The organism is Postechiella marina, from assembly GCF_039538365.1.
Classification (GTDB): Bacteria; Bacteroidota; Bacteroidia; order Flavobacteriales; family Flavobacteriaceae; genus Postechiella; species Postechiella marina.
In genome coordinates, this window is record NZ_BAABCA010000007.1 from 59,901 (window position 1) to 82,465 (window position 22,565).

Here is a 22,565-nt window from a genome sequence, read left to right on the forward strand (position 1 = left end):
AAAACATGAAACACATACACTCCATAGTAATCCTTTTATTAGTTACGCTTTCTGCCTGTGCACAACAAACGGACTCTGCTGTAAAAGCAGAAACACCACCCCACTTAAACTATACAACAGAAACAGTTGTTCCAGATATTAACAACCCATGGGGTATGGCGCTATTACCAGATGGCAGTATGCTAATTACAGAAAAATCTGGAAAACTTATTCTTTTTAAAGACGGAATAAAAACAAGTATTACGGGCTTACCCGATGTTTATGTGCGTGGCCAAGGTGGTTTATTAGACATTGCGCTGCACCCTAATTTTGCTGTAAACGGATGGATATACTTTACCTATGCATCTTCAAAAGGAGAAGGCGATGGCGGACACACAGCATTAAGTAGAGCAAAAATTAAAAACAACACCTTAATAGATCTTCAATTATTATACAAAGCAAGTCCGAATACTAAAAAAGGTCAACATTGGGGTTCTCGTATTGCTTTTGATAATGATGGATACATCTATTTTTCTATAGGAGAACGAGGAGCTCGCGATGTAAACCCGCAAGACATAAATAGAGATGGCGGAAAAATTTATAGGCTACATGACAATGGCAGTATTCCAAAAGATAATCCGTTTGTAAATGTAGCAAACGCAAAAAAAGCAATTTATAGTTATGGGCACAGAAATCCACAAGGCATGTTTAAACACCCAATAACTGGCACTATTTGGGTAAACGAACACGGGCCAAAAGGTGGCGACGAAATAAATATTATAAAAAAAGGAGCTAATTATGGTTGGCCTGTTATTTCTTATGGTGTAAATTATAGTGGCACATCGTTTACAGAAATAACCGAAAAAGAAGGTATGGAGCAACCCTTATTTTATTGGGTACCTTCTATTGCACCTTGCGGAATGACTTACGTAACTTCCAATAAATACCCAGACTGGAAAAACAATATCCTTGTAGGGTCTTTAAAATTTCAATATTTAGAACGTTTGATTTTAAAAAATGATGTCGTTGTAAAACGAGAGAAACTTTTTGAAAATATAGGAAGAGTTAGAAATGTAATTGAAGCAACAGATGGTTACATTTACATTGCTGTTGAAGGTAAAGGTATTCTAAAAATAATTTCAAAAAAATAAGTAATAATGAAATTAATATTTATAAGCTGTATAACAATTTTAGCATTACTTAATGCTAACCTTAACAAAAACATTTACACGCAAACCAATCCATTACAAGAAAGTATAGCACGCGGTAGCGACATTTATTTAGATTTCTGTATAAATTGCCATATGGCAAATGGCGAAGGTGTTGATGCTACTTTTCCGCCTTTAGCAAAATCAGATTATTTAATGCAAGAAAGAGCAAAAAGCATTAAAGCAATTAAGTTTGGAATAGAAGGAAAACTTACTGTAAACGGAAAAACATACAATAGTAATATGGTTCCGCTAGGGTTAAGTGATGACGAAGTTGCTGACGTTATGAACTACATAACAAACAGTTGGGGTAATAAAAATAACAAAATGATTACTGAAGCTGAAGTTGCCAAACTAAAAAAATAAAACCAACTACCCTTTTTTGACTGCGGATTTAACTAACTTTGTAAAGACTAACAAAATAATGAATCATGCTTATAATAGGAATTGCTGGTGGTACTGGCTGTGGAAAAACTACGGTTGTAAATCAGATATTAAAAGAACTTCCAGAGGGTGAAGTTGGTGTAATATCTCAAGACTCTTATTATAAAGATACGACACACTTAACATACGACGAACGTGTAAAAATAAATTTTGACCACCCAAGATCTATAGATTTTAAACTTTTAGCAGAACATTTAAAAGCTCTAAAAGAAGGTAAAATTATAGAACAACCTGTTTACTCTTTTGTTAAACATAACAGAACCGGAGATACTATTTTAACCCACCCAAGAAAGGTTATGATTATTGAGGGTATTTTAATACTTACAAATCCAGAATTAAGAGAAATGTTTGATATTAAAATGTTTGTACATACAGATACAGACGAGCGCTTAATAAGGCGATTAAAACGAGACATATCAGAACGTGGAAGAGATTTAGACGAGGTGCTTTCTAGGTATTTAACAACCTTAAAGCCCATGCACGACCAGTTTATCGAACCTATGAAAGAGTATGCAGACATTATTATACCAAATAACAAGTACAATACTGTTGCTGTAGATATTGTTAAAACTATTATAAACGACAAACTGTAAAATGGTTAAAGGCAAAATAAAAAGTAAATGGTTAAAGCCATTTAAAAATGTATTTATACTTACATTAATTGCCTTTACGGTATGGATGCTCTTTTTTGATAATAATTCGTGGTTTATTCACAACGAATTAAATAATGAAATAGACGCTTTAAAAACAGAAAAAGAATACTATAAAAAAGAAATAGAAAAAGATAATAAAGCAATTAAAAAGTTAAGTACAAAAGATGGTTTAGAAAAATTTGCTCGCGAAGAATATTACATGAAACGTGAAAACGAAGAAATCTTTATTATAGAGTACGAAGACAGTTTAAAAACTAAAAATAATGCCGATTAAGTTATTTAATGAATTTACACCCGTTTCTTCTAAACAATGGAAACAAAAAATTCAGTTTGACCTAAAAGGTGCAGACTATAACGAGGCGCTTATTTGGCAAACACCAGAAGATATTGCTGTAAAACCTTTTTATCATGCAGACGAGTTTTCAAACTCATCAGGAAACTCGAATACTAAAGCTACAAACTGGAAAATTTGCCAAACTATATATGTCTTTGATGTCGAAAAATCGAATATAAAAGCTTTAGAAATTCTTGAAAAAGGCGTAGATACTTTAACCTTTATTATTCCGTCTAAAGATATTGCTCTAAAAAATCTTTTAAAAAACATAGACAAACAAACTCCTATTTATTTTAATTTAGAGTTTATGTCTGAAGATTATATTACTAACATACTTCTATTATTTCCGTTAGCAAACATAACTATAGATCCTATTGGAAACTTAGCCAAAACTGGAAATTGGCACACTAATATAACTACAGATTTTAATCAGTTTCAATCTATAACAAACCGCACAAATGCTATTTCTATAGATATTTCATTATACCAAAATGCTGGGGCAAATATGGTGCAACAATTGGCATACGGGCTTAATCATGCTAACGAATATTTAAATAAATTAGATAAGCACATTTCCAAAGAAAAAAAAGAATTATTTAAAATCATATTCAATGTCGCTGTAGGTAGCAACTATTTTTTTGAAATCGCTAAACTAAAAGCATTAAGAATACTTTGGAAAACCTTGGCTACCGAATATCAGTTTAATCAAGATTGCCAAATTATTGTAACGCCTACAAAAAGAAATAAAACACTTTACGATTATAATACAAACCTTTTACGCTCAACCACCGAGTGTATGAGTGCTATAATTGGAGGCGCAAACACGATTTGCAATTTAGCTTACGATGCTTTTTACCATAAAAGTAACACATTTGCAGAACGTATTGCTCGCAATCAATTACTGATATTAAAACACGAAAGCTATTTCGATAAAGTAAATAACCCGTCTGACGGGGCTTATTATATTGAAAATATTACCCAACAATTTTCTGAAAAAGCATTAACTCTATTTAAAGATATTGAAAATAATGGTGGTTTTTTAGAACAACTAAAGCTAGGTACTATTCAAAGAAAAATTAAAGAAAGTGCAACAAAAGAACAGCTTCAGTTCGATTCTGGAGACCTTATTTTATTAGGTAGTAATGCATACCCAAACCCTAACGATAAAATGAAAACCGAGTTAGAACTTTTTCCGTTTGTAAAAACTAACAAAAGAAAAACACTAATAGAACCTATTATAGAGAAACGGTTAGCAGAAACATTAGAGCAAAACCGCTTAAATAAAGAGTAACCTTTTATATTTATTTTTTAAAATGAAAACACCATTTTTTAAACTTTTTGTAGTCGCTTTATTAATAACTTTTACAAGTTGTAAAAAAGAAGTAAAATTATCAGAATATAAATTTGCAGAAAAAGGCATTGTTTTAAACTGTGATAAATTTGATTTAAAACTTTTAAATGAAGCCCTATTTTCTTTTGAAAATGATATTATTAATTTTTATTCTAAAGATGAAAAAAACGTATCTCGTGCTTACGGACAATTTGTAAGAAATGCTGTTAACAACCGTCTTAACTACAAAAATGTAGCATCTCAACATACTTTAGAGATATTCGAAGTTTTAAAAACTAAAACTAATTTGTGGAATTTAAACAATACCGTAAGCAAATTTAATTACAATAATCCTGTTTTTAATTGCATAAAGCAAAACATACAAAACAAAGATTTAAAAACAACTTTAAATGCCTTAACAACTACTAATTCAATGAGTCCTAAATTATTTGGAGCATCATTAAGTAAAGGTTTTGTATACGCCGAAAAAGACAAATATTTAGCAGCTTACATAGCTTTCGATTTATTTTATGCAAAATTCTTTGATATCGAATTTTCAAAAAAATAATATTAAAATCAATTTTAAACTAAACTAAACTAAACCACAAAATAGATTTGAGAAAAAACCTTCAACATATAACTATTAAAGACACAAATAATAAGGAGACTACAAACGAAAATTCTTTTTTAACAGCAGAAAACATTGAGATTAAATCTACATATTCAAAAAAAGACATTGAAAATTTAGAGCATCTTAATTTTGTTGCTGGTATTGCTCCAAATTTACGTGGCCCTTATAGCACAATGTATGTTAGAAGACCTTGGACTATTAGACAATATGCAGGTTTTAGTACCGCCGAAGAAAGCAATGCTTTTTACAGACGTAATCTTGCTGCTGGACAAAAAGGACTTTCTGTTGCTTTTGATTTAGCCACGCATAGAGGTTACGACTCTAACCACGAGCGTGTTGTAGGAGATGTTGGAAAAGCTGGAGTTGCTATAGACTCTGTGGAAGACATGAAAATTCTCTTCGACCAAATTCCTTTAGATAAAATGTCGGTTTCCATGACCATGAATGGCGCAGTTTTACCAATTATGGCATTTTATATTGTTGCAGCAGAAGAACAAGGTGTAAAACCAGAACTATTAGCAGGAACCATTCAAAACGATATTTTAAAGGAGTTTATGGTACGTAACACGTACATTTACCCTCCAACACCATCCATGAAAATTATTTCGGATATTTTTAAATATACGAGTAATTACATGCCTAAATTTAATAGTATTAGTATTTCTGGCTACCACATGCAAGAAGCTGGAGCCACATGCGATATTGAATTAGCTTACACTTTAGCAGATGGCTTGGAATATATAAGAAAAGGATTAGCTGCAGGCATGGATATTGATACCTTTGCCCCTCGCCTATCTTTTTTCTGGGCTATTGGCATGAATCATTTTATGGAAATAGCTAAAATGCGAGCAGCAAGAATGCTTTGGGCAAAATTGGTAAAACAATTCCATCCAAAAAACGAAAAATCTTTATCATTACGCACACATTGTCAAACTAGTGGTTGGAGTTTAACAGAACAAGATCCTTTTAACAATGTAGCGCGTACAACCATTGAAGCTGCTGCTGCTGCGTTTGGAGGCACACAAAGTTTACACACCAATGCCCTAGACGAAGCCATAGCATTGCCAACAGATTTTTCTGCAAGAATTGCAAGAAACACTCAAATATTTTTACAAGAAGAAACCAAAATAACAAAAACGGTAGACCCCTGGGCTGGCAGCTATTTTGTTGAAAAACTTACTAACGATATTGCACAAAAAGCATGGTTATTAATTGAAGAAGTTGAAGAACTTGGTGGCATGACAAAAGCTATAGAAGCTGGTATTCCTAAAATAAGAATTGAAGAAGCAGCTGCTAGAAAACAAGCTAGAATAGATTCTGGCCAAGATATTATTGTTGGTGTTAATAAATACCGATTAGAGCAAGAAGACCCCATTTCTACGCTTGAGGTAGATAACCAAACAGTGAGGCGTCAACAAATAGAAAGCCTAAATAAAATTAAAGCTGAAAGAAATACTAAAAAAGTAGAACAAGCATTAAATAATTTAACAGCAGCAGCAAAGTCTGGTCAAGAAAATTTATTAGCTTTAGCAGTAGAAGCAGCACGAGAACGTGCTACTTTAGGAGAAATTAGTGATGCTTTAGAAATTGTATTTGGAAGATATAAAGCTCAAATAAAATCATTTTCTGGCGTGTATAGTAAAGAAATTAAAGACGATAAATCTTTTGCAAAAGCAAGAGAACTAGCAGATTATTTTGCTGAGCAAGATGGTAGAAGACCTCGTATCATGATTGCAAAAATGGGACAAGATGGACATGACCGTGGTGCAAAAGTGGTAGCTACTGGTTATGCAGATGTTGGTTTTGATGTTGATATTGGACCATTGTTTCAAACTCCAAAAGAAGCAGCAAAACAAGCTGTAGAAAACGATGTTCATGTTCTTGGCGTATCGTCTTTAGCTGCTGGACATAAAACCTTGGTTCCGCAAGTTATTCAGGAATTAAAAAACTATGGTCGAGAAGATATCATGGTAATTGTTGGTGGTGTAATACCAAAACAAGATTATCAATATCTGTTTGATGCTGGAGCTGTTGCTGTTTTTGGTCCAGGAACTAAAATAAGTGAAGCAGCCATTACACTTCTAGAAATATTAATAGACTAAAATAATAAGTAACACCATTAGATAGTGGATTACAACATACTCGACATCATAAGTATTTTATCCCTATTTATTGGACTTTTTTTTGGCGTTTTTCTATTCTCAAAACATAACAAAAACAAACTTAGCAATAAAATATTTGGTGCATTTTTAATTTTATGTGCCACTGACAATATATTTTTATCTAAATTATTACACACCAATTTTGAAGGACTTAGTCGTTTTATTGCCTTTGGTGTTTTTTTACAACTTCCTGTGTTTTATCTTTATGTGCTTTCGGTTTGTTATTCAGATTTTAAACTAAAACCAAAACATTTGTTGCATGCTATTCCTTTTGTTATAGTTAATATACTTATGGCTAGCACTATTTTTGGCATAAATCCAGACTCTAAAGTATTATTACTATCAGGTCTTACAAACGATTTTAAAAATGCATTTATCCATGTTTTTGTACATATACAAGTTGTATCGTATTTAGTAGCTGTTTTTGTGGTTTTGCGTAGAGCTAAAAAAATATACCTAGAAAATTATGCAAATGCTTCTATTGCATTTTACACGTGGTTATTTCAATTAACCATTGTTATTTCTATACTTCATAGTTTTGCCATATTAAAAAATATTTACAAGTTTTCAGACTACGACACCTTTTATTATTGGACTAGAATCTTACTTGTTTTAACCGAGTTAATTATTTTTTGTTGGTATGTTTTAAAGGCTCTAAACACACCAGAGCTATTTAAAAGTGTAGATTCTAAATTAAAATTGGCTAGCAATTTAGTTTTAAATGACGCTGTTACTAAAGAAAATAAAGCTGTAAATACTGATGTTGAAGCATTGCAACACTACATGACAACCAAAGAACCATTTCTAGATTCTTCCTTAACCATGCAAGATTTAGCAAATCAAATAAACTCAAATCCAAGAGATACTTCAGTACTAATAAACCATACTATTGGCAAACATTTTTTCGACTTTGTAAACGAATATCGCATTGAAAAAGCCATGCGTATTTTAGAAAACCCAGCTAAAAACAAGCAAACCGTTTTAGAAATTTTGTACGAGGTTGGCTTTAATTCTAAATCGTCTTTTAATACTGCTTTTAAAAAACATACAGGCTCTACGCCTACTGCGTACAGAAAATCAAATCAAAACCAAGTTGCATAATTATGGATAACACTACAATAATTAGTATTATCAGTCTTATAATAGTTGTTTTATTTCTATTTTTTGCAGTGTTTCTTGTTAGCGTAAAAACCACTAAAAAACTAAGTAACAAGCTACTTGCGTCTTTTTTGGTAGTAACTGCAGTAGATATTAGCGTGTTTTTTTACGCATCGCTTATAGAATTGCATCCTGTTTTAGAAATGCTAAGAATACAACTGTCTTGCTTTAAAGATCCTTTGCTATTCTTGTATATTTTATCGGTAATTTATTCTGATTTCAAACTAAAACCGAAACATTTACTACTGTTAACACCTTGGGTAATTTGTCTTATTATTTTAATTCCTAATTTCTTTTCTGTTTCAGAAGCAAATCAAACTGCATTTCTTCAAAATTACTCACAGTCTTTTGAAGCTCGAGTAATAAGACAAATAAATCGCGTTGTAGAAATCCTATACATCATCGCCGAAATCTATTACCTAATACGTTACAGAAAATTACTTTTAGAAAACTACACAAGTAAAGAAGCTTTTTATAATTACCATTGGTTAAAGCAGCTCATAATTTTTATTTTAGTTGGTCAAGCCTTAACATTTTTAAAAGGATACATTAGAGATTCTGGTGCTTTTGAGGTTGAAATCGTTAATATTTACCGCGTTATTTTATTAGTTTTTGGCCTATTTTTCAGTTTTTGGCTAGTTTTTAAAGCGTTATTATCTCCAAAGTTATTTAGAGGAATTGGTATAGACTTAAAGTTAGCAAAAGAAATGATTTCTGAAAAGGAAGATACCGCTAACAACAAGCAACATACTCAAATTGAAAAATTAAAAGCTTACATGGCTACTGAAGCACCTTACTTGGATGCTTCATTATCGGTACAGAGTTTATCAGACCAAGTTGGTATTCCTCCAAGAGAATTATCAATCTTAATTAATCAAGAATTAAATCAGCACTTTTTCGATTTTATTAATAGTTTCCGCATTGAAAAAGCCAAAGAAATTTTAGAAAATCCAGCTAAAAACAAACAAACCGTATTAGAAATTTTATACGAAGTTGGTTTTAATTCTAAATCCTCATTTAATACTGCCTTTAAAAAACACACAGGAAACACACCTACAAGCTATCGTAAAATCACTCAAAATCAATAACTTGTAAAAAGTCGAACGTTTTACAATGATAAAGTCGAACTCATTTTTATTTAAAAAAGAGTTCGACTTTTTGCATTCGGTCGCATAGCTTTAGTTTCTACTTCATATTTGCATCAAACAAAATGTAAATCAAACAAAACATCAACATCATGAAACGAGCAGTTTTAATTTTAATCTTATTTTTTCCATTATTTGTTATTTCACAATCTGAAATAAAAGGACGTATTACAGACACCAATGAACCTATTGTTTTCGCCAATATTATTTTAACCAACCCAAACAACGATAATGTTATTGGAACCACATCAGACTTTGACGGTAACTTTACTTTAAACGCAAAAAACGGAATCTACACACTTACCATTAGTTATGTTGGCTATACCACTTACACTTCAAACATTAAGTTAGAAAAAAATTTGGATTTAGGACTAATTACACTAACTGCAGATCAAAACGCTTTAGACGAAGTGGTAATTACAAGTCGAAAAAAACTGATTGAACAAAAGCCAGACAGACTAATTTTTAATGTAGAAAATAGTATTACCGCAAGTAATGGTGATGCTTTAGATGCTTTAAAAATTGCTCCTGGATTACAATTACAAAACGGTGAAATTAATATGTTTGGAAAAGGAAACCCAAGAGTATTGATTAACGATAGATTGTTGCCACTTTCTGGCGAAGAACTTACTAGCTACCTAAACACTTTATCTGCAAACGACATTAAGAAAATAGAAATTATTACTTCGCCACCAGCAAAATACGAAGCTTCAGGAAATGGCGGGTTAATTAATATTATTCTAAAAAAAGGAACCCAAAACGCTTGGAAAAACACAGTTGCGATTACACACAATATAGATACTTACAACTTTACAACCTTTAGAAACAGTTTACTTTACAACAAAAACAAGTGGAATGTTTCTTTAAGTTTAGATAAAACTAGAGGTTATATTAGAGGTAAAGAAGATTTTCAAGTGTATTATCCAGAAAGTACTTGGGATATAGATATTAAAACAAAAGATCATAAAAAAGCTTTATCTGGCCGCTTACTTTTAGACTATCAACTATCAGATAAAACAACCATTGGCATACAATATTTAGGAAGTAAAACCAATCCAGATATTAGTGATACAAGTGTAACTAGCATTTACAACACCAATAATACCTTAGATTCTTTATTAATAAATAATGGTGGCGAATTTGATGAAAGAATAAGCAACAGTTTAAACCTACATGCTATTACAAAATTGGACACTTTAGGAAGAAAACTATCTATTGATGCAGACTATTTTAACTATGATGCTGAAAAAAGCAGAGACTTTTTAACCAAAAGCTATGATGCTAATTATACGTTTCAAAATATTAATCAATCTGCACGAGGAAATTCAATTCAAAATTTAAAAAACAGAAGTTTTAAAGTAGATATGGAACATCCAATACAGGCCATAAACTTATCATACGGAGTAAAAATTAGCGCAACAGAAAGTGAGAGCAAACTCGATTTTTTTAATACAATTACTGGTACTCCAGAATTAGATACTAACATTTCAAATTCATTTAAATACACAGAAAATAATCAAGCCATTTATATAAACGGAAACAAAACCATCAACGATAAATGGCAAGTACAATTAGGATTAAGGTTAGAAAATACACAAACCGAAGGGTTTTCAAAAGAGTTAAATCAAACTACCAAAAACAACTACGCAAAGCTTTTTCCTACTGTTTTTATAATGCATAATAGTAATGATAATAATGTGTTTTCATTTAGTTATTCTAAAAGAATACAACGTCCAGCATTTAGCCATTTAAATCCTTTTAGAATTTACGTAAGCAGTAATACATACAACCAAGGAAACCCGTTTTTACAGCCTAGTTTCAATGATAATTTTGAACTAAAGCACACTTTTAAAAACAAACTAACAACTAATATATTTTACAATATAAGAAGCAATGCTTCTGGAATAATTTTCACTTCTAGTATTGAAGATAACACGCAGATAGTTACAAGAGAAAACTTTTTTAATCAATACACTATTGGTATTGGGCAAAGCTATGTTTATAATAAATTGAGTTGGATACAAAGCGTCAATAACTTTAATCTTATTCACGTTAAAAGTAAATTTAATAATGCTATTAATGCGCAACCTCAAAATGGTATTTCTTATGTAGCTTCAACTAGTAACACTTTTAAAATAGATAACCAAAACAAAATTCAGTTGGATGCTAACTACAACTCTAAAGCAAAATCTGATTTGTTTTCAATAGGAGATTCTTACAGTATAGATTTGGGTTATAGCACATCATTTTTAGATAAAAGCTTAAATTTTTCCGTACTCGTTAAAGATATTTTTGCGACTTCTTATTTAAATAATTTAGAGTCTAATGTCAATGGTGTACGTCAAGTTTATGGGCAAAATAGAAATAACAGATATGTACGTTTTTCTTTAAATTACAACTTTGGAAACAAAAAAATAAAAGGTAAAAACAGGCAATTTGGTAATAGTGAAGAAACCAGAAGGGTTAATTAATTTCTATACAAAAAGATACATGTAATAAGCAGCTTTTTCAAGCTGCTTATTAGTTTAATCAACTGTTAACAAATTCCATTTTTATTCCTCATAAATAATCGTATTTTTGTCTCTAATAAAACCAAATTTTTTAATGGGTAAAATCATTGCAATTGCTAATCAAAAAGGTGGTGTTGGAAAAACCACAACTTCAATAAATTTAGCAGCATCTTTAGGTGTTCTGGAAAAAAAAGTATTACTTATAGACGCTGATCCTCAAGCAAATGCAACTTCTGGTATAGGTATCGATGTAGAAACTGTAGAAGTAGGAACCTATCAACTTTTAGAGCATTCTCACCCAGTAAAAGATGCTATTATAAAATCTGAAACACCTAATTTAGATATTATACCTGCTCATATTGATCTGGTTGCCATAGAAATAGAGCTTGTTGACAAAGAATCTCGTGAATATATGCTAAAAAAAGCTTTAGCAGAAGTTAAAGACGATTACGACTATATTTTAATTGATTGTGCACCATCTCTAGGTCTACTAACTCTAAATGCTTTAACTGCTGCTGATGCTGTAATTATTCCAATACAATGCGAATATTTTGCTTTAGAAGGTTTAGGCAAATTATTAAATACAATAAAAAGTGTTCAAAAAATACACAATAAGTCGTTAGACATTGAAGGTCTGCTACTTACTATGTACGATTCTCGTTTACGACTATCTAATCAAGTTGTAGAAGAGGTTCAAAAACACTTTAACAACATGGTGTTTCAAACCATTATACAACGTAATGTACGTTTAAGTGAGGCTCCTAGCTACGGTGAAAGTATAATTAATTATGATGCTAGTAGTAAAGGCGCTGTTAATTACTTAAGTTTGGCAAAAGAAATCATCAATAAAAACTCTTAAATTATGGCTAAAGCAACTAAAAAACAGGCTTTAGGAAGAGGTTTATCTGCTCTTTTAAAAGACCCAAGTAACGACATTCAATCTAGTCAAGATAAAAATGCCGATAAGGTAATAGGAAATATTATTGAGTTAGATCTTAACTCTATTGAAGTTAACCCGTTTCAACCACGTACTAATTTTAGTGAAGAATCGCTTCGCGAATTAGCATCATCTATAAAAGAACTAGGTATTATTCAGCCTATTACGGTTAGAAAATTAGATTATAACAAATTTCAATTAGTATCTGGAGAGCGTCGTTTTAGAGCCTCTAAATTACTTGGTTTAGAAACTATTACAGCTTATGTACGTATAGCTAACGATCAAGAATCGTTAGAAATGGCATTGGTTGAAAATATTCAACGTCAAGACCTCGACCCTATTGAAATAGCATTATCATATCAACGTTTAATAGACGAAATTAATTTAACACAAGAGCAAATGAGTGAGCGAGTAGGAAAAAAACGTTCTACTATAGCTAATTATTTGCGTTTATTAAAATTAGACCCTATTATTCAAACAGGTATGCGAGATGGCTTTATTTCTATGGGACATGGTCGTGCTTTAATTACAATAGAAGATCAATCTGATCAACTAGATATCTACGAAAAAATATTAACCAACAAGTTATCTGTAAGAGAAACAGAAGGCTTAGTACGAAATAACAATAAACCAGAAGAAGAAAAGCCTAGCGCTTCAACTGATGATACAGATGAAGATACAGTGCCAAAACACATAAAAAAAGGCATAAAAGAGTTTTCTGAATACTTTGGACACAAAATTGACGTTAAAATCTCTAAAAATGGAAAGGGAAAAATTACGATTCCTTTTCACTCTGAAGAAGATTTTAATCGTATTAAAAAATTAGTTCAACGTGACAAATAAATTTATAATAGCAAGTTTACTTTCTCTATTATGTTGCTTTTCGTTAATTGCTCAAAATAAAAAGAAAAAAGCCAAAACCGAAATACTAGAAAACGTTGTTGTAGAAGACAGCATACAAGTAAGTACACCTATAAATGTTCTTGCTCCTGCAAAGGCAGCTTTTTATTCTGCTATTTTACCTGGTTTAGGCCAAGCCTACAATAAAAAATACTGGAAAATACCAATTGTTTATGCAGCTTTAGGTACAGGTGTGTATTTTTACATTGACAATAACAACCAGTACAATAGATATAGAGACGCCTATAAAAGTAGGCTTGCAGGATTTGAAACCGATGAATTTTATTTTGATGGTAATGGCAACAAACTCGAAGCCCCAAGGGTAACTACAGAAGGCTTACAACGTGCTCAAAAATTATTTAGAAAAAATAAAGAGGTTTCTCTTTTAGTAACCTTAGGCTTATATGCCTTAAATATTATTGATGCCAATGTAGATGCGCATTTACTGCAATACAATGTAGATGAAAATCTAACACTAGCACCACACTATAAATTTAACGATATAAAAGCAACTAATAATGTTGGTTTATCGCTAAATTTTAAATTTTAATATTGATTGCCAAAAATTATAATGCATCAATACAATTATAAAATAAACAACACATGAATATTGCTCTATTAGGATACGGGAGAATGGGTAAAACCATTGAAGAAATTGCTATAAAACGCGGACACAACATTGTTTTAAAAATAGATAAAGGAGACACTAATTACGATATTACAAAAGCTGATGTTGCTATAGATTTTAGTATTCCAGATGTCGCTTTTAATAACATATCTAATTGTTTAAAAAATAATGTTCCTGTAATTTCTGGAACTACTGGTTGGTTAGACAATTACGATAATGCAATTTCGCTTTGTAAAGAAAACAATGGTGCTTTTATATATGCATCTAACTTTAGTTTAGGCGTAAACATCTTTTTTGAGCTTAATAAAACATTAGCTAAAATGATGAGTAACCTTAACCAGTACAATGTTACTATGGAAGAGATTCATCACACTAAAAAATTAGATGCTCCTAGTGGTACAGCTATTTCTTTAGCTAACGATTTAATTGCAGAACATAGTGATTATAAAAAATGGGAACTAGATAAAGCTACAGAAGAAAACAGTATTCCTATTGTAGCTAAACGTATTGGAGATGTACCTGGCACACACACAGTAGATTATGAAAGTGAAGTAGATACAATACATATAGAACATGTTGCCCATAACAGACAAGGCTTTGCGTTAGGAGCTGTAGTTGCTGCAGAATGGATTATTGGTAAGTCTGGAGTTTTTACAATGAATGATGTGTTAAATATAGGTTAAAAGCAAAATAGCTTGTAACATAACTTAAAGAATAAGCCACTAACAACAAGAATTAAAAAATTACAATTATGACATTAATGCAATGGTTTATATTTATCTTGATTATTCAAGTTATTCACGGTCTGGGAACTTGGAAATTATATATTAAGGCTGGTAGACAAGCATGGGAAGCCTTTGTACCTGTTTACAACGGTGTTATATTAATGAAAATAATTAACAGACCTGTTTGGTGGGTTATTTTACTATTCTTACCTGTTGTAAACCTTATTATGTTTGTGGTAACATGGGTAGAAACAGCTAGAAGCTTTGGAAAAAACAGCTACTTAGATACTTTTCTTGCCATAATAACTTTAGGATTTTATAATTATTACCTAAACTATATTGCAAATGTAGAATACGTAAACAACAGAAGTTTACAACCAAAATCTGGATCTGGAGAGTGGACAAGCTCTATTTTATTTGCCATTGTAGCTGCTACTGTTGTACACACCTACTTTATACAACCATTTACAATTCCATCATCTTCTTTAGAAAAATCGTTACTAGTTGGCGACTTTCTATTTGTAAGTAAGTTTCATTATGGAGCAAGAGTACCAATGACCACTGTTGGAGCTCCCATGGTACACGATACCATTCCTGGACTAAACAAAAAATCATACTTATTTAACGATCATTTTGAAGAGAGAAAAACATCTTGGTTAAATAAATTACAATTACCATATTTAAGAATTCCTGGTTTCGAAAAAATTAAAAGAAACGACATTGTTGTTTTTAATCAGCCTGCAGATACTTTGCTGGATATGAATAACTTTAAACCAGACAGAAACTACTACAAACCAATTGATAAAAAAACAAACTTAGTAAAACGTTGTGTAGCTATAGCTGGCGACACCATGGAAATACGTAATGGTTATGTGTATATTAACGGGAAGCAAAACGAATTACCAGACCGTGCACATTTACAATTTAGTTACCATGTACAACCTAAAACAAACCGTTTTAATCCATCGGTTATGGCTAACAGATACGATATTACAGATGGTTTTGGTATTATAAATAATGAAAACACATATTATTTTTCTGCTATATCTGATGAAGCAAGAGAAAAATTTAAGAACCACCCAAACGTAGCAAGTATTACACCAATACGTGCTACAAAAGGAGAAAGAGATTTAAGTATTTTTCCGCATGATCCAAACTATAATTGGAATGTCGATTTCTTTGGCCCTTTGTATATCCCTAAAAAAGGGGCATCAATAGATCTTAATTTAAACGTTTTACCGCTTTATAAACGTGCTATATCAGAATATGAAGGCAACACCGTTAAAGTTAATGGCAATCAAATTTTAATAAATAATAAAGTAGCTACAAGTTACACCTTTAAGCAAGATTATTATTGGATGATGGGTGATAATAGACACAACTCTTTAGATGCTAGATCTTGGGGACTTGTACCTTTTGACCACGTTGTTGGAAAACCTGTTTTTATATGGATGAGCTGGAATACTCACGGTAAAGGACTAGACAAAATACGTTGGAATAGATTATTTACTACTGTTGGTGGTAGCGGAACAGCAACATCGTTTTTTATTCCTTTTTTAGTTGTTTTATTTGGTTTTATTGGCTTTAACAAGTGGAGAGCATATAAAAAAGAAAATGCTTAGTAAAATTTAAGAGCAATAAAACAAGCTATTAAAACGCATTTTAATGAGTATTATAATACATCCAACATACTTTTCTAGTATAGCTACTTTTGTTGCTATAGCGCAAGCAAATGAAGTGACTTTTGAAGTAGATGATAATTTTTTAAAGCAAACCTACAGAAATAGAGCTTATATTTATGGAGCAAATGGTAAACTAACCTTAAATATTCCTGTAATTTACTCTCAAAAAAATCGTCAAAAGTATAGAGATGTTAAAATCTTTAATGAGGAAAAGTGGCAAATTTTACACTGGAAATCGTTACTATCTGCCTATAAAACATCACCTTTTTTTGAGTATTATGAAGATGAGTTACATCCTTTATTCCATCAAAAGGCAAATTATATATTAGATTTTAACTTTAAGTGCTTTGAAGTTCTTTCTAATTGCTTACAATTAGAAATAAACAGTAAAAAAACAGAAACATATTATAAAACCGTTGATACTAAGACAGATTACCGTTATTTAGTACAAGCAAAAAAAGAGCAGGCTCAAAATTTTGAACCTTACACTCAAGTTTTTGGCAATAAACATGGTTATATAGACAATTTAAGCATTTTAGATTTGCTTTTTAACGAAGGTCCCAATGCCTTAAATTATTTAGAGTCTCAGACTTTAGCTAAATAAACTATAATGATACAAACTATTGCACATTATGGCTGCCACTTTTTATTACCATTAACTGTTGCATTGGTATTTTATAAAGCCAACTGGAAACATGCTTATTTACTTATGCTACTTGGTATGCTTATAGATCTAGATCATTTGTTAGCCACTCCAATTTTCGATTCTAATAGGTGTAGCGTCAATTTTCATCCGCTACACACCTATTACGCACTTATCATCTATATATTACTTTTATTTCCGAAGAAAACGCGTTTAATAGGCTTAGGATTGGTTATACATATAATTGCAGATACGGTAGATTGTTCTTTTATGTAAAGTTTAAAAAATCTAGTATAAAATTAAGTCTATATTAATTAGTTAAACTTAAAGATGTCATTATTGGATAATGATCTGAATAATGATCATCAAAAGCTTTAAAACCGTTAATATTAAAGGCTTCATCTGCTAAAATAAAATCTATTCTAACAGGAAAAAATCTAAAATCATAACTTCTTCCAAATCCATTTCCTGCTTCTATAAAAGTATCGTTTAAATCGCCTCTTATTTTTCTATACACATAAGAAAATGGTGTGTTATTAAAATCGCCCGAAATAATCATTTTATAAGGACATTCCTTTTTATGTTTTAAAAACAATTCGGTTTGAAATTGTTGCATTTTAAATGTGGTACCCACACGGTTAAACAAACGCTCAGAATCTTCTTTTTTAAGATGTTCTACATTGGTATTAATATGCAAAGATTCTAAATGAATATTATACACTCTAATAGTATCTTTACCCTTAACAACATCTGCAAAAATGGCATTATTACTAGTTTTAGGAAACTCTATAGACCCTGAATTTATTATAGGAAACTTAGAGAATATTGCTTGACCATACTTTACTTTTTTACCCGATAATTTCTCGTATTTATATTTAAAAAAAGATAAATCTATATTTTTATGCGGATGGTATTCTTGAAAACTTAAAATATCTGGCGATTCCTTTTTAATAAAATCTATAATTTTAGTTTCTACACCTTTTTCGGGAATCCAATCGTATAAATTAAAAAGGCGTACATTATAATTCATCACTTTAAAGTTACCATGGCTCTCCACTTTTTTTGATGACGAAAACTTATATAACGACCCAAAAGAAATATAGCCAAAAACAAGCACAAAAAGCGAAATCATAAAGTGTTTTTTAAGTTTTATAAACCAATATAAAAAGAACAACACATTTGTTATGATTAAAAACGGAACTCCTAAACTTAAAACAGAAAGTACAGAAAAATTTTTAGGAGGTAAAAAGGGTAAAATATAAGAAAACAAGAGTGCTGCTACCAATATAGCATTGATTAAATACAAGATTTTATCAATAAAACTCAGTTTCTTCATTTATAAAATTTATTTACCTGCTCTAAAAAGTAGTTCTTTTTCTTCTGCAGTAAGACTATCGTAACCACTTTTACTAATTTTATCAAGAATAATATCTATCTTTTTTTGATTATTAAACTTATTAAAATCAGATTTAGTATAACCACCAACTTTACTTTTATTTTTATGTACTGTTTTTAAAGGCCCTTTTTTGCTACCTTTAAACATATTTACAACTGCATCTGCTAGTTTTTCGAATCCTTTACCAATATCATTCCCTTTTAACAATTGTGTGGCATAAAAATAACCTAGAGCAGATCCGCCAAGGTGGGCTATATTTCCACCAGCATTACCCAAAATAGGGTCTTTAATACCTCCTAAAATACCAAAAACATCAAGTATTACAACAGCAGCTCCTAGATACCAAAACTTAAAATTAACAGTAAAAAATCTCATCTCTCGGTTAGGCATATAAGCACAAAGAAAAATAAGTAATGCACGCACAGCTGCCGAAGCACCTACAAGTCTAGAACTACCAAAGGTTTGAGGAAATAAACTATAAATTACAATAAACAAAAAACCTCCAGACATAGCCCCCAGAAAATAGACATTTAATGCCATTTTAGGATTAAAAAGGTTTATAAACCACTTGGCTATTACATACAACAAGAACATATTAAAAAGAATATGCATAAAATCGTAATGGGTAAAAGCATAGGTTATAATTGTCCAAGGTTTAACAATAAGCTCTGAAAATGTACTAGGCAATTCCAACCAACTTAAACTTGCTTGAGCACCTCCAGGCATTACAATACCTAATATAAATGCCACAAGAAAAACAATAACGTTTACCGCTATTATTTTTTCTAACACATTTAGATTAGACAATTTGTTTTTTATATCATAATTTAACGACGTCATTAATTCCAACGGTTTTTATTAAACTGCGTTTTTTTCCAATACCACATAACTATAAAGCCAACTATTGCGCCACCAACATGCGCAAAATGTGCTGTATTACTAGGGCTAAATATAGATTGTCCTGTTATACCCGAAATTAAATCGATAAGAATAATTCCAGGAATAAAAAATTTGGCTTTTATAGGGATAGGTAAAAAAATCATCATTAATTCTGCATTAGGATTCATCATTGCAAAAGCAACCATAACACCCATTATGCAACCAGAAGCTCCCACCATACCCGTATTAAACGCTTCTAAAAAAGACATTAACTCTTCTCCTGGTAAAAACTTATCCCATCTGGTATCTCGCATACCAATAGATGTGTTTAGCGTTTCGTAAATTTGATTAATATCGAAACCTGCATTTACCAAAACATCTAAATCTTTGTAAAAAACAAAAAAAGAATACCCCATTTGAAGTGCTACTGCCCCCAACCCTGCCGATAAATAAAGAAACAAAAACTTTTTGCTACCTAAATAGTGCTCTACTGGTGTACCAAACATCCACAAAGCAAACATATTAAATAATATGTGCGAAGGTCCACCGTGCATAAACATATGCGTAATAATTTGCCAAGGCTTAAACAAATCGTTTTTAGGGAAAAACATAGTAAACCACTCTCTAAACAATTCACCACCACCAATAAACATGGTACCTACAAACATAATCACGTTAATGATTATTAAATGTTTAACAGTATCTGAAATACGCATCATATTATATAAATTTTTTATCTAATTCGTCCACACTCATAGTTATAAACGTGGTTTTATTAGTAGGAGAAACATTAGGTTCTTTACAAGCAAATAGTTTATTTACCAAATGTTCTTGTTCGTTTTTTTCTAACGACTGCCCTGTTTTAATAGCCAAACTTTTAGCCATAGATTTAGCTAATAAATCGGTTGCACTAAAATGACTGTCAGGTACTTCGTTTTCTACATCGCTAATTAATTGTTCTAATATAATAGACACTTCGCTTTCTGGCACACTTACAGGAACACCTGTAATCTCCAAAGATTCGGTAGAAAAATTAGAAAAAATAAAGCCTGTACTTTCTAAATCGTCTTTTAATTCTTTAATAATAACAACCTCCTGAGTTGTAAAATGCAGCTCTAACGGAAATAATAATTGTTGGCTTACAGACTCTTTTACTGTAATATTTTTTAAAAAATCTTCGTATAATACACGTTGATGTGCACGATGCTGATCCATAACCAACATACCAGATTTTATGGTACTTACAATATATTTATTATGAAGCTGATACGTTGTGTGCACCTGCTCTATTTGATTATCGTCGCTAAAAATTGAAGCTGTTGCTTGCTCGCTTTCAAACTGCACTTCAGAGAAATCTTGCTGAGTTACATTACTTTTAGACTCTACTCCAACATACAAACTCTCCCAATGCTCTGTAGATTCTTTTTTATATGACGTTTTTTGAGGTTGTGGTGTAGACTTAAAGCTTGTTTCTTCTTTAAATGGATTATAACTTCTATCGACTGTTACAGATGGCGTACTAGGTTTGGTCTCGCTATTACTATAGCTATATGGTGTATCTAGATTGGCGTCACGCTCAAAATCCAGAACTGGCGCTATATTAAACTGTCCTAAACTATGCTTTACAGCAGATCTTAATAAAGCATAGAGTGTATGCTCATCGTCAAACTTTATTTCTGTTTTAGTAGGATGAATATTAATATCTATAGTTTGCGGATTAACTGTTAAGTTTAAAAAATAACTAGCATGTGTTCCGCTTTTAAGTAATCCATCAAAGGCAGAAGCTATGGCGTGATTTAAATAAGCCGATTTTATAAAACGATTATTTACAAAAAAATACTGCTCGCCTCTTGTTTTTTTGGCATACTCTGGCTTGCCAACAAAACCTGAGATTTTTAAAACCTCTGTATCTTCATCTACAGGCACTAGTTTTTCGTTGGTTTTATTACCAAATATGTTAACAATACGCTGTCTGTAATTACTAATGGGCAAGTTAAACGATTCGCTTCCATTATTATACATTGTAAACGCAATATTTGGATGCGCTAAAGCCACACGGTAAAACTCGTCTATAATATGCCTTAATTCGACAGTATCAGACTTTAAAAAATTTCGTCTCGCTGGTATGTTGAAAAATAAATTTTTAACAGATAGCGACGTGCCTTTAGGTGTTACAACCACATCTTGAGATGTAATATTACTCCCTTCTATAACAATACTAGCTCCAACTTCATCGTCTTCTTGTTTTGTTTTTAACTCGACATGAGCAATGGCAGCAATACTTGCTAAAGCCTCGCCCCTAAACCCTTTTGTGTTTAATAAAAATAAGTCGTCTGCATTTCTAATTTTAGAGGTAGCATGCCTCTCAAAACTTAGTCGCGCATCTGTAACACTCATGCCTTTGCCATCGTCTATAACCTGAACAAGGGTTTTACCTGCGTCTTTAATAATTAATTTAATAGTTAACGACCCTGCATCAATTGCGTTTTCTAGCAGTTCTTTAACCACAGAGGCTGGTCGCTGTACAACTTCTCCTGCAGCTATTTGGTTTGCTACATGATCTGGTAAGAGCTGTATTATGTCTGCCATGTATTATTTTAAGAAAAGAAAATAGATAAATCGAAATCTATGATATAAAGAAACACTAAAACTAGTACAGCAACAATAATTAATGTACGTCTGTTTGCTTCTCTATCTGGATTATTTTTTAATTCATCTAAAGCATTATTTATTTTAGTTTTTAAGTCTTTACTACCGCCTACTGTCGATCTAAATTCATCAAACTTATGTTTAATTTGATATGGACTACCTTGCCCTTTATCATCGTAATAACGTGGCGTATAACTATACTTTTTGTTCTTTGGTAATTTTTGACGTCCCATAGTTTTGAATGTTTTAGTTTACAAATAGTTTTTTTCTAATACATACATGCAAATCAATAATAATACCAAAAGTAAAATTACAGTTTTTACAGGCATTACACTTCCCATTCTAACTTTATGCCCAGTTTCTCTACGCCATTTAGATATAAATTCTTTTTGGTTAGATTTATCTTCCAACTGAGACTGCTCTAGACTTTCTTTAGAAAATCTTGGCTTATAATTAAACGTTTTATTTTTCCTTTTATTAAACAAAATAGTATAAATCCTTATCTATCAAAAATACTTAAAAATACGTAGAAACAGGGCGTGCAACTCCCAAAATTTGTTAACAAAAACGAA

The 22,565-nt window shown here is 31.3% G+C and carries 23 protein-coding genes; 17 read left to right on the forward strand and 6 right to left on the reverse strand.

The window, feature by feature from the left end; translation table 11 throughout:
- Positions 1 to 5 precede the first annotated feature (5 nt).
- The 17 genes from ABD715_RS15640 (at position 6) to ABD715_RS15720 (ending at position 17,345) form a co-directional block, all read left to right on the forward strand.
- Positions 6 to 1,130 (forward strand): PQQ-dependent sugar dehydrogenase, encoded by a 1,125-nt coding sequence (locus ABD715_RS15640; RefSeq protein WP_344789267.1) that lies wholly within the window; start codon positions 6 to 8, stop codon positions 1,128 to 1,130.
- A gap of 6 nt (positions 1,131 to 1,136) precedes the next feature.
- The gene (locus ABD715_RS15645) at positions 1,137 to 1,553 is read left to right on the forward strand and encodes a c-type cytochrome (protein WP_344789268.1); all 417 of its coding nucleotides are present in this window, start codon (positions 1,137 to 1,139) and stop codon (positions 1,551 to 1,553) included.
- Between the two features lie 65 nt (positions 1,554 to 1,618).
- Positions 1,619 to 2,224 carry a uridine kinase gene (gene udk / locus ABD715_RS15650; RefSeq protein WP_344789269.1) on the forward strand — a complete coding sequence of 202 codons (606 nt, stop codon included), beginning with the start codon at positions 1,619 to 1,621 and terminating at the stop codon, positions 2,222 to 2,224.
- Between the two features lies 1 nt (position 2,225).
- Positions 2,226 to 2,558: an FtsB family cell division protein gene (locus ABD715_RS15655; RefSeq protein ID WP_344789270.1), complete on the forward strand. Its 333-nt coding sequence runs from the start codon at positions 2,226 to 2,228 to the stop codon at positions 2,556 to 2,558.
- Positions 2,548 to 3,909, forward strand: a complete 1,362-nt coding sequence (locus ABD715_RS15660; protein WP_344789271.1) for a methylmalonyl-CoA mutase subunit beta — start codon at positions 2,548 to 2,550, stop codon at positions 3,907 to 3,909. The genes ABD715_RS15655 and ABD715_RS15660 overlap by 11 nt, the downstream gene beginning before the upstream one ends.
- Positions 3,910 to 3,931: 22 nt before the next feature.
- Positions 3,932 to 4,516 (forward strand): hypothetical protein, encoded by a 585-nt coding sequence (locus tag ABD715_RS15665; protein ID WP_344789273.1) that lies wholly within the window; start codon positions 3,932 to 3,934, stop codon positions 4,514 to 4,516.
- Positions 4,517 to 4,563: 47 nt separating this feature from the next.
- Entirely contained in the window at positions 4,564 to 6,681 is a 2,118-nt protein-coding gene (gene scpA / locus ABD715_RS15670; RefSeq protein WP_344789274.1) for a methylmalonyl-CoA mutase, read from the forward strand.
- 24 nt (positions 6,682 to 6,705) lie between these two features.
- Positions 6,706 to 7,842 (forward strand): helix-turn-helix domain-containing protein, encoded by a 1,137-nt coding sequence (locus ABD715_RS15675; RefSeq protein ID WP_344789275.1) that lies wholly within the window; start codon positions 6,706 to 6,708, stop codon positions 7,840 to 7,842.
- 2 nt (positions 7,843 to 7,844) lie between these two features.
- Positions 7,845 to 8,987 carry a helix-turn-helix domain-containing protein gene (locus ABD715_RS15680; protein ID WP_344789276.1) on the forward strand — a complete coding sequence of 381 codons (1,143 nt, stop codon included), beginning with the start codon at positions 7,845 to 7,847 and terminating at the stop codon, positions 8,985 to 8,987.
- Positions 8,988 to 9,136: 149 nt separating this feature from the next.
- Positions 9,137 to 11,515 (forward strand): TonB-dependent receptor domain-containing protein, encoded by a 2,379-nt coding sequence (locus ABD715_RS15685; protein ID WP_344789277.1) that lies wholly within the window; start codon positions 9,137 to 9,139, stop codon positions 11,513 to 11,515.
- Positions 11,516 to 11,648: 133 nt separating this feature from the next.
- Positions 11,649 to 12,413: a ParA family protein gene (locus tag ABD715_RS15690; protein ID WP_344789279.1), complete on the forward strand. Its 765-nt coding sequence runs from the start codon at positions 11,649 to 11,651 to the stop codon at positions 12,411 to 12,413.
- 3 nt (positions 12,414 to 12,416) lie between these two features.
- On the forward strand, positions 12,417 to 13,334 hold the full coding sequence (locus tag ABD715_RS15695) for a ParB/RepB/Spo0J family partition protein (RefSeq protein WP_344789281.1): 918 nt from the start codon (positions 12,417 to 12,419) through the stop codon (positions 13,332 to 13,334).
- On the forward strand, positions 13,324 to 13,941 hold the full coding sequence (locus tag ABD715_RS15700; protein WP_344789283.1) for a DUF5683 domain-containing protein: 618 nt from the start codon (positions 13,324 to 13,326) through the stop codon (positions 13,939 to 13,941). Before ABD715_RS15695 ends, ABD715_RS15700 begins: the two co-directional genes overlap by 11 nt.
- A 53-nt stretch (positions 13,942 to 13,994) precedes the next feature.
- The gene (gene dapB / locus ABD715_RS15705; RefSeq protein ID WP_344789284.1) at positions 13,995 to 14,702 is read left to right on the forward strand and encodes a 4-hydroxy-tetrahydrodipicolinate reductase; all 708 of its coding nucleotides are present in this window, start codon (positions 13,995 to 13,997) and stop codon (positions 14,700 to 14,702) included.
- A gap of 68 nt (positions 14,703 to 14,770) precedes the next feature.
- A complete protein-coding gene (lepB, locus tag ABD715_RS15710; protein WP_344789285.1) occupies positions 14,771 to 16,366 on the forward strand; it encodes a signal peptidase I in 1,596 nt (531 codons plus the stop codon).
- 43 nt (positions 16,367 to 16,409) lie between these two features.
- Entirely contained in the window at positions 16,410 to 17,030 is a 621-nt protein-coding gene (locus ABD715_RS15715) for a WbqC family protein (RefSeq protein WP_344789286.1), read from the forward strand.
- Positions 17,031 to 17,036: 6 nt separating this feature from the next.
- Positions 17,037 to 17,345 (forward strand): DUF6122 family protein, encoded by a 309-nt coding sequence (locus ABD715_RS15720; RefSeq protein ID WP_344789287.1) that lies wholly within the window; start codon positions 17,037 to 17,039, stop codon positions 17,343 to 17,345.
- 34 nt (positions 17,346 to 17,379) lie between these two features.
- Here ABD715_RS15720 and ABD715_RS15725 read toward each other — a convergent pair whose 3' ends face one another.
- From ABD715_RS15725 to ABD715_RS15750, 6 genes are read right to left on the reverse strand one after another with little or no spacing between them, the layout of a single operon-like run.
- Complete coding sequence (locus tag ABD715_RS15725) at positions 17,380 to 18,405, reverse strand: endonuclease/exonuclease/phosphatase family protein (protein ID WP_344789288.1); 1,026 nt, start codon at positions 18,403 to 18,405, stop codon at positions 17,380 to 17,382.
- A 9-nt stretch (positions 18,406 to 18,414) separates the two neighbouring features.
- The gene (locus ABD715_RS15730) at positions 18,415 to 19,305 is read right to left on the reverse strand and encodes a rhomboid family intramembrane serine protease (protein WP_344789289.1); all 891 of its coding nucleotides are present in this window, start codon (positions 19,303 to 19,305) and stop codon (positions 18,415 to 18,417) included.
- Positions 19,305 to 20,063: a rhomboid family intramembrane serine protease gene (locus ABD715_RS15735; RefSeq protein ID WP_344789290.1), complete on the reverse strand. Its 759-nt coding sequence runs from the start codon at positions 20,061 to 20,063 to the stop codon at positions 19,305 to 19,307. Before ABD715_RS15735 ends, ABD715_RS15730 begins: the two co-directional genes overlap by 1 nt.
- 1 nt (position 20,064) lies before the next feature.
- Entirely contained in the window at positions 20,065 to 21,933 is a 1,869-nt protein-coding gene (mutL, locus tag ABD715_RS15740; protein ID WP_344789291.1) for a DNA mismatch repair endonuclease MutL, read from the reverse strand.
- Between the two features lie 8 nt (positions 21,934 to 21,941).
- Positions 21,942 to 22,226, reverse strand: a complete 285-nt coding sequence (locus tag ABD715_RS15745; protein ID WP_344789292.1) for a riboflavin synthase subunit beta — start codon at positions 22,224 to 22,226, stop codon at positions 21,942 to 21,944.
- Between the two features lie 18 nt (positions 22,227 to 22,244).
- Positions 22,245 to 22,478 carry a hypothetical protein gene (locus tag ABD715_RS15750; protein ID WP_344789293.1) on the reverse strand — a complete coding sequence of 78 codons (234 nt, stop codon included), beginning with the start codon at positions 22,476 to 22,478 and terminating at the stop codon, positions 22,245 to 22,247.
- Positions 22,479 to 22,565: the final 87 nt, after the last annotated feature.

Excerpts from the sequence above, each read along its gene's own strand:
- ABD715_RS15640 (WP_344789267.1), top strand. The coding sequence starts at position 6 with ATGAAACACATACACTCCATAGTAATCCTTTTATTAGTTACGCTTTCT.
- ABD715_RS15645 (WP_344789268.1), top strand. The coding sequence starts at position 1,137 with ATGAAATTAATATTTATAAGCTGTATAACAATTTTAGCATTACTTAAT.
- udk (WP_344789269.1), top strand. The coding sequence starts at position 1,619 with ATGCTTATAATAGGAATTGCTGGTGGTACTGGCTGTGGAAAAACTACG.
- ABD715_RS15655 (WP_344789270.1), top strand. The coding sequence starts at position 2,226 with ATGGTTAAAGGCAAAATAAAAAGTAAATGGTTAAAGCCATTTAAAAAT.
- ABD715_RS15660 (WP_344789271.1), top strand. The coding sequence starts at position 2,548 with ATGCCGATTAAGTTATTTAATGAATTTACACCCGTTTCTTCTAAACAA.
- ABD715_RS15665 (WP_344789273.1), top strand. The coding sequence starts at position 3,932 with ATGAAAACACCATTTTTTAAACTTTTTGTAGTCGCTTTATTAATAACT.
- ABD715_RS15680 (WP_344789276.1), top strand. The coding sequence starts at position 7,845 with ATGGATAACACTACAATAATTAGTATTATCAGTCTTATAATAGTTGTT.
- ABD715_RS15685 (WP_344789277.1), top strand. The coding sequence starts at position 9,137 with ATGAAACGAGCAGTTTTAATTTTAATCTTATTTTTTCCATTATTTGTT.
- ABD715_RS15690 (WP_344789279.1), top strand. The coding sequence starts at position 11,649 with ATGGGTAAAATCATTGCAATTGCTAATCAAAAAGGTGGTGTTGGAAAA.
- ABD715_RS15695 (WP_344789281.1), top strand. The coding sequence starts at position 12,417 with ATGGCTAAAGCAACTAAAAAACAGGCTTTAGGAAGAGGTTTATCTGCT.
- dapB (WP_344789284.1), top strand. The coding sequence starts at position 13,995 with ATGAATATTGCTCTATTAGGATACGGGAGAATGGGTAAAACCATTGAA.
- lepB (WP_344789285.1), top strand. The coding sequence starts at position 14,771 with ATGACATTAATGCAATGGTTTATATTTATCTTGATTATTCAAGTTATT.
- ABD715_RS15715 (WP_344789286.1), top strand. The coding sequence starts at position 16,410 with ATGAGTATTATAATACATCCAACATACTTTTCTAGTATAGCTACTTTT.
- ABD715_RS15720 (WP_344789287.1), top strand. The coding sequence starts at position 17,037 with ATGATACAAACTATTGCACATTATGGCTGCCACTTTTTATTACCATTA.
- ABD715_RS15725 (WP_344789288.1), bottom strand. The coding sequence starts at position 18,405 with ATGAAGAAACTGAGTTTTATTGATAAAATCTTGTATTTAATCAATGCT.
- ABD715_RS15730 (WP_344789289.1), bottom strand. The coding sequence starts at position 19,305 with ATGACGTCGTTAAATTATGATATAAAAAACAAATTGTCTAATCTAAAT.
- ABD715_RS15735 (WP_344789290.1), bottom strand. The coding sequence starts at position 20,063 with ATGATGCGTATTTCAGATACTGTTAAACATTTAATAATCATTAACGTG.
- mutL (WP_344789291.1), bottom strand. The coding sequence starts at position 21,933 with ATGGCAGACATAATACAGCTCTTACCAGATCATGTAGCAAACCAAATA.
- ABD715_RS15745 (WP_344789292.1), bottom strand. The coding sequence starts at position 22,226 with ATGGGACGTCAAAAATTACCAAAGAACAAAAAGTATAGTTATACGCCA.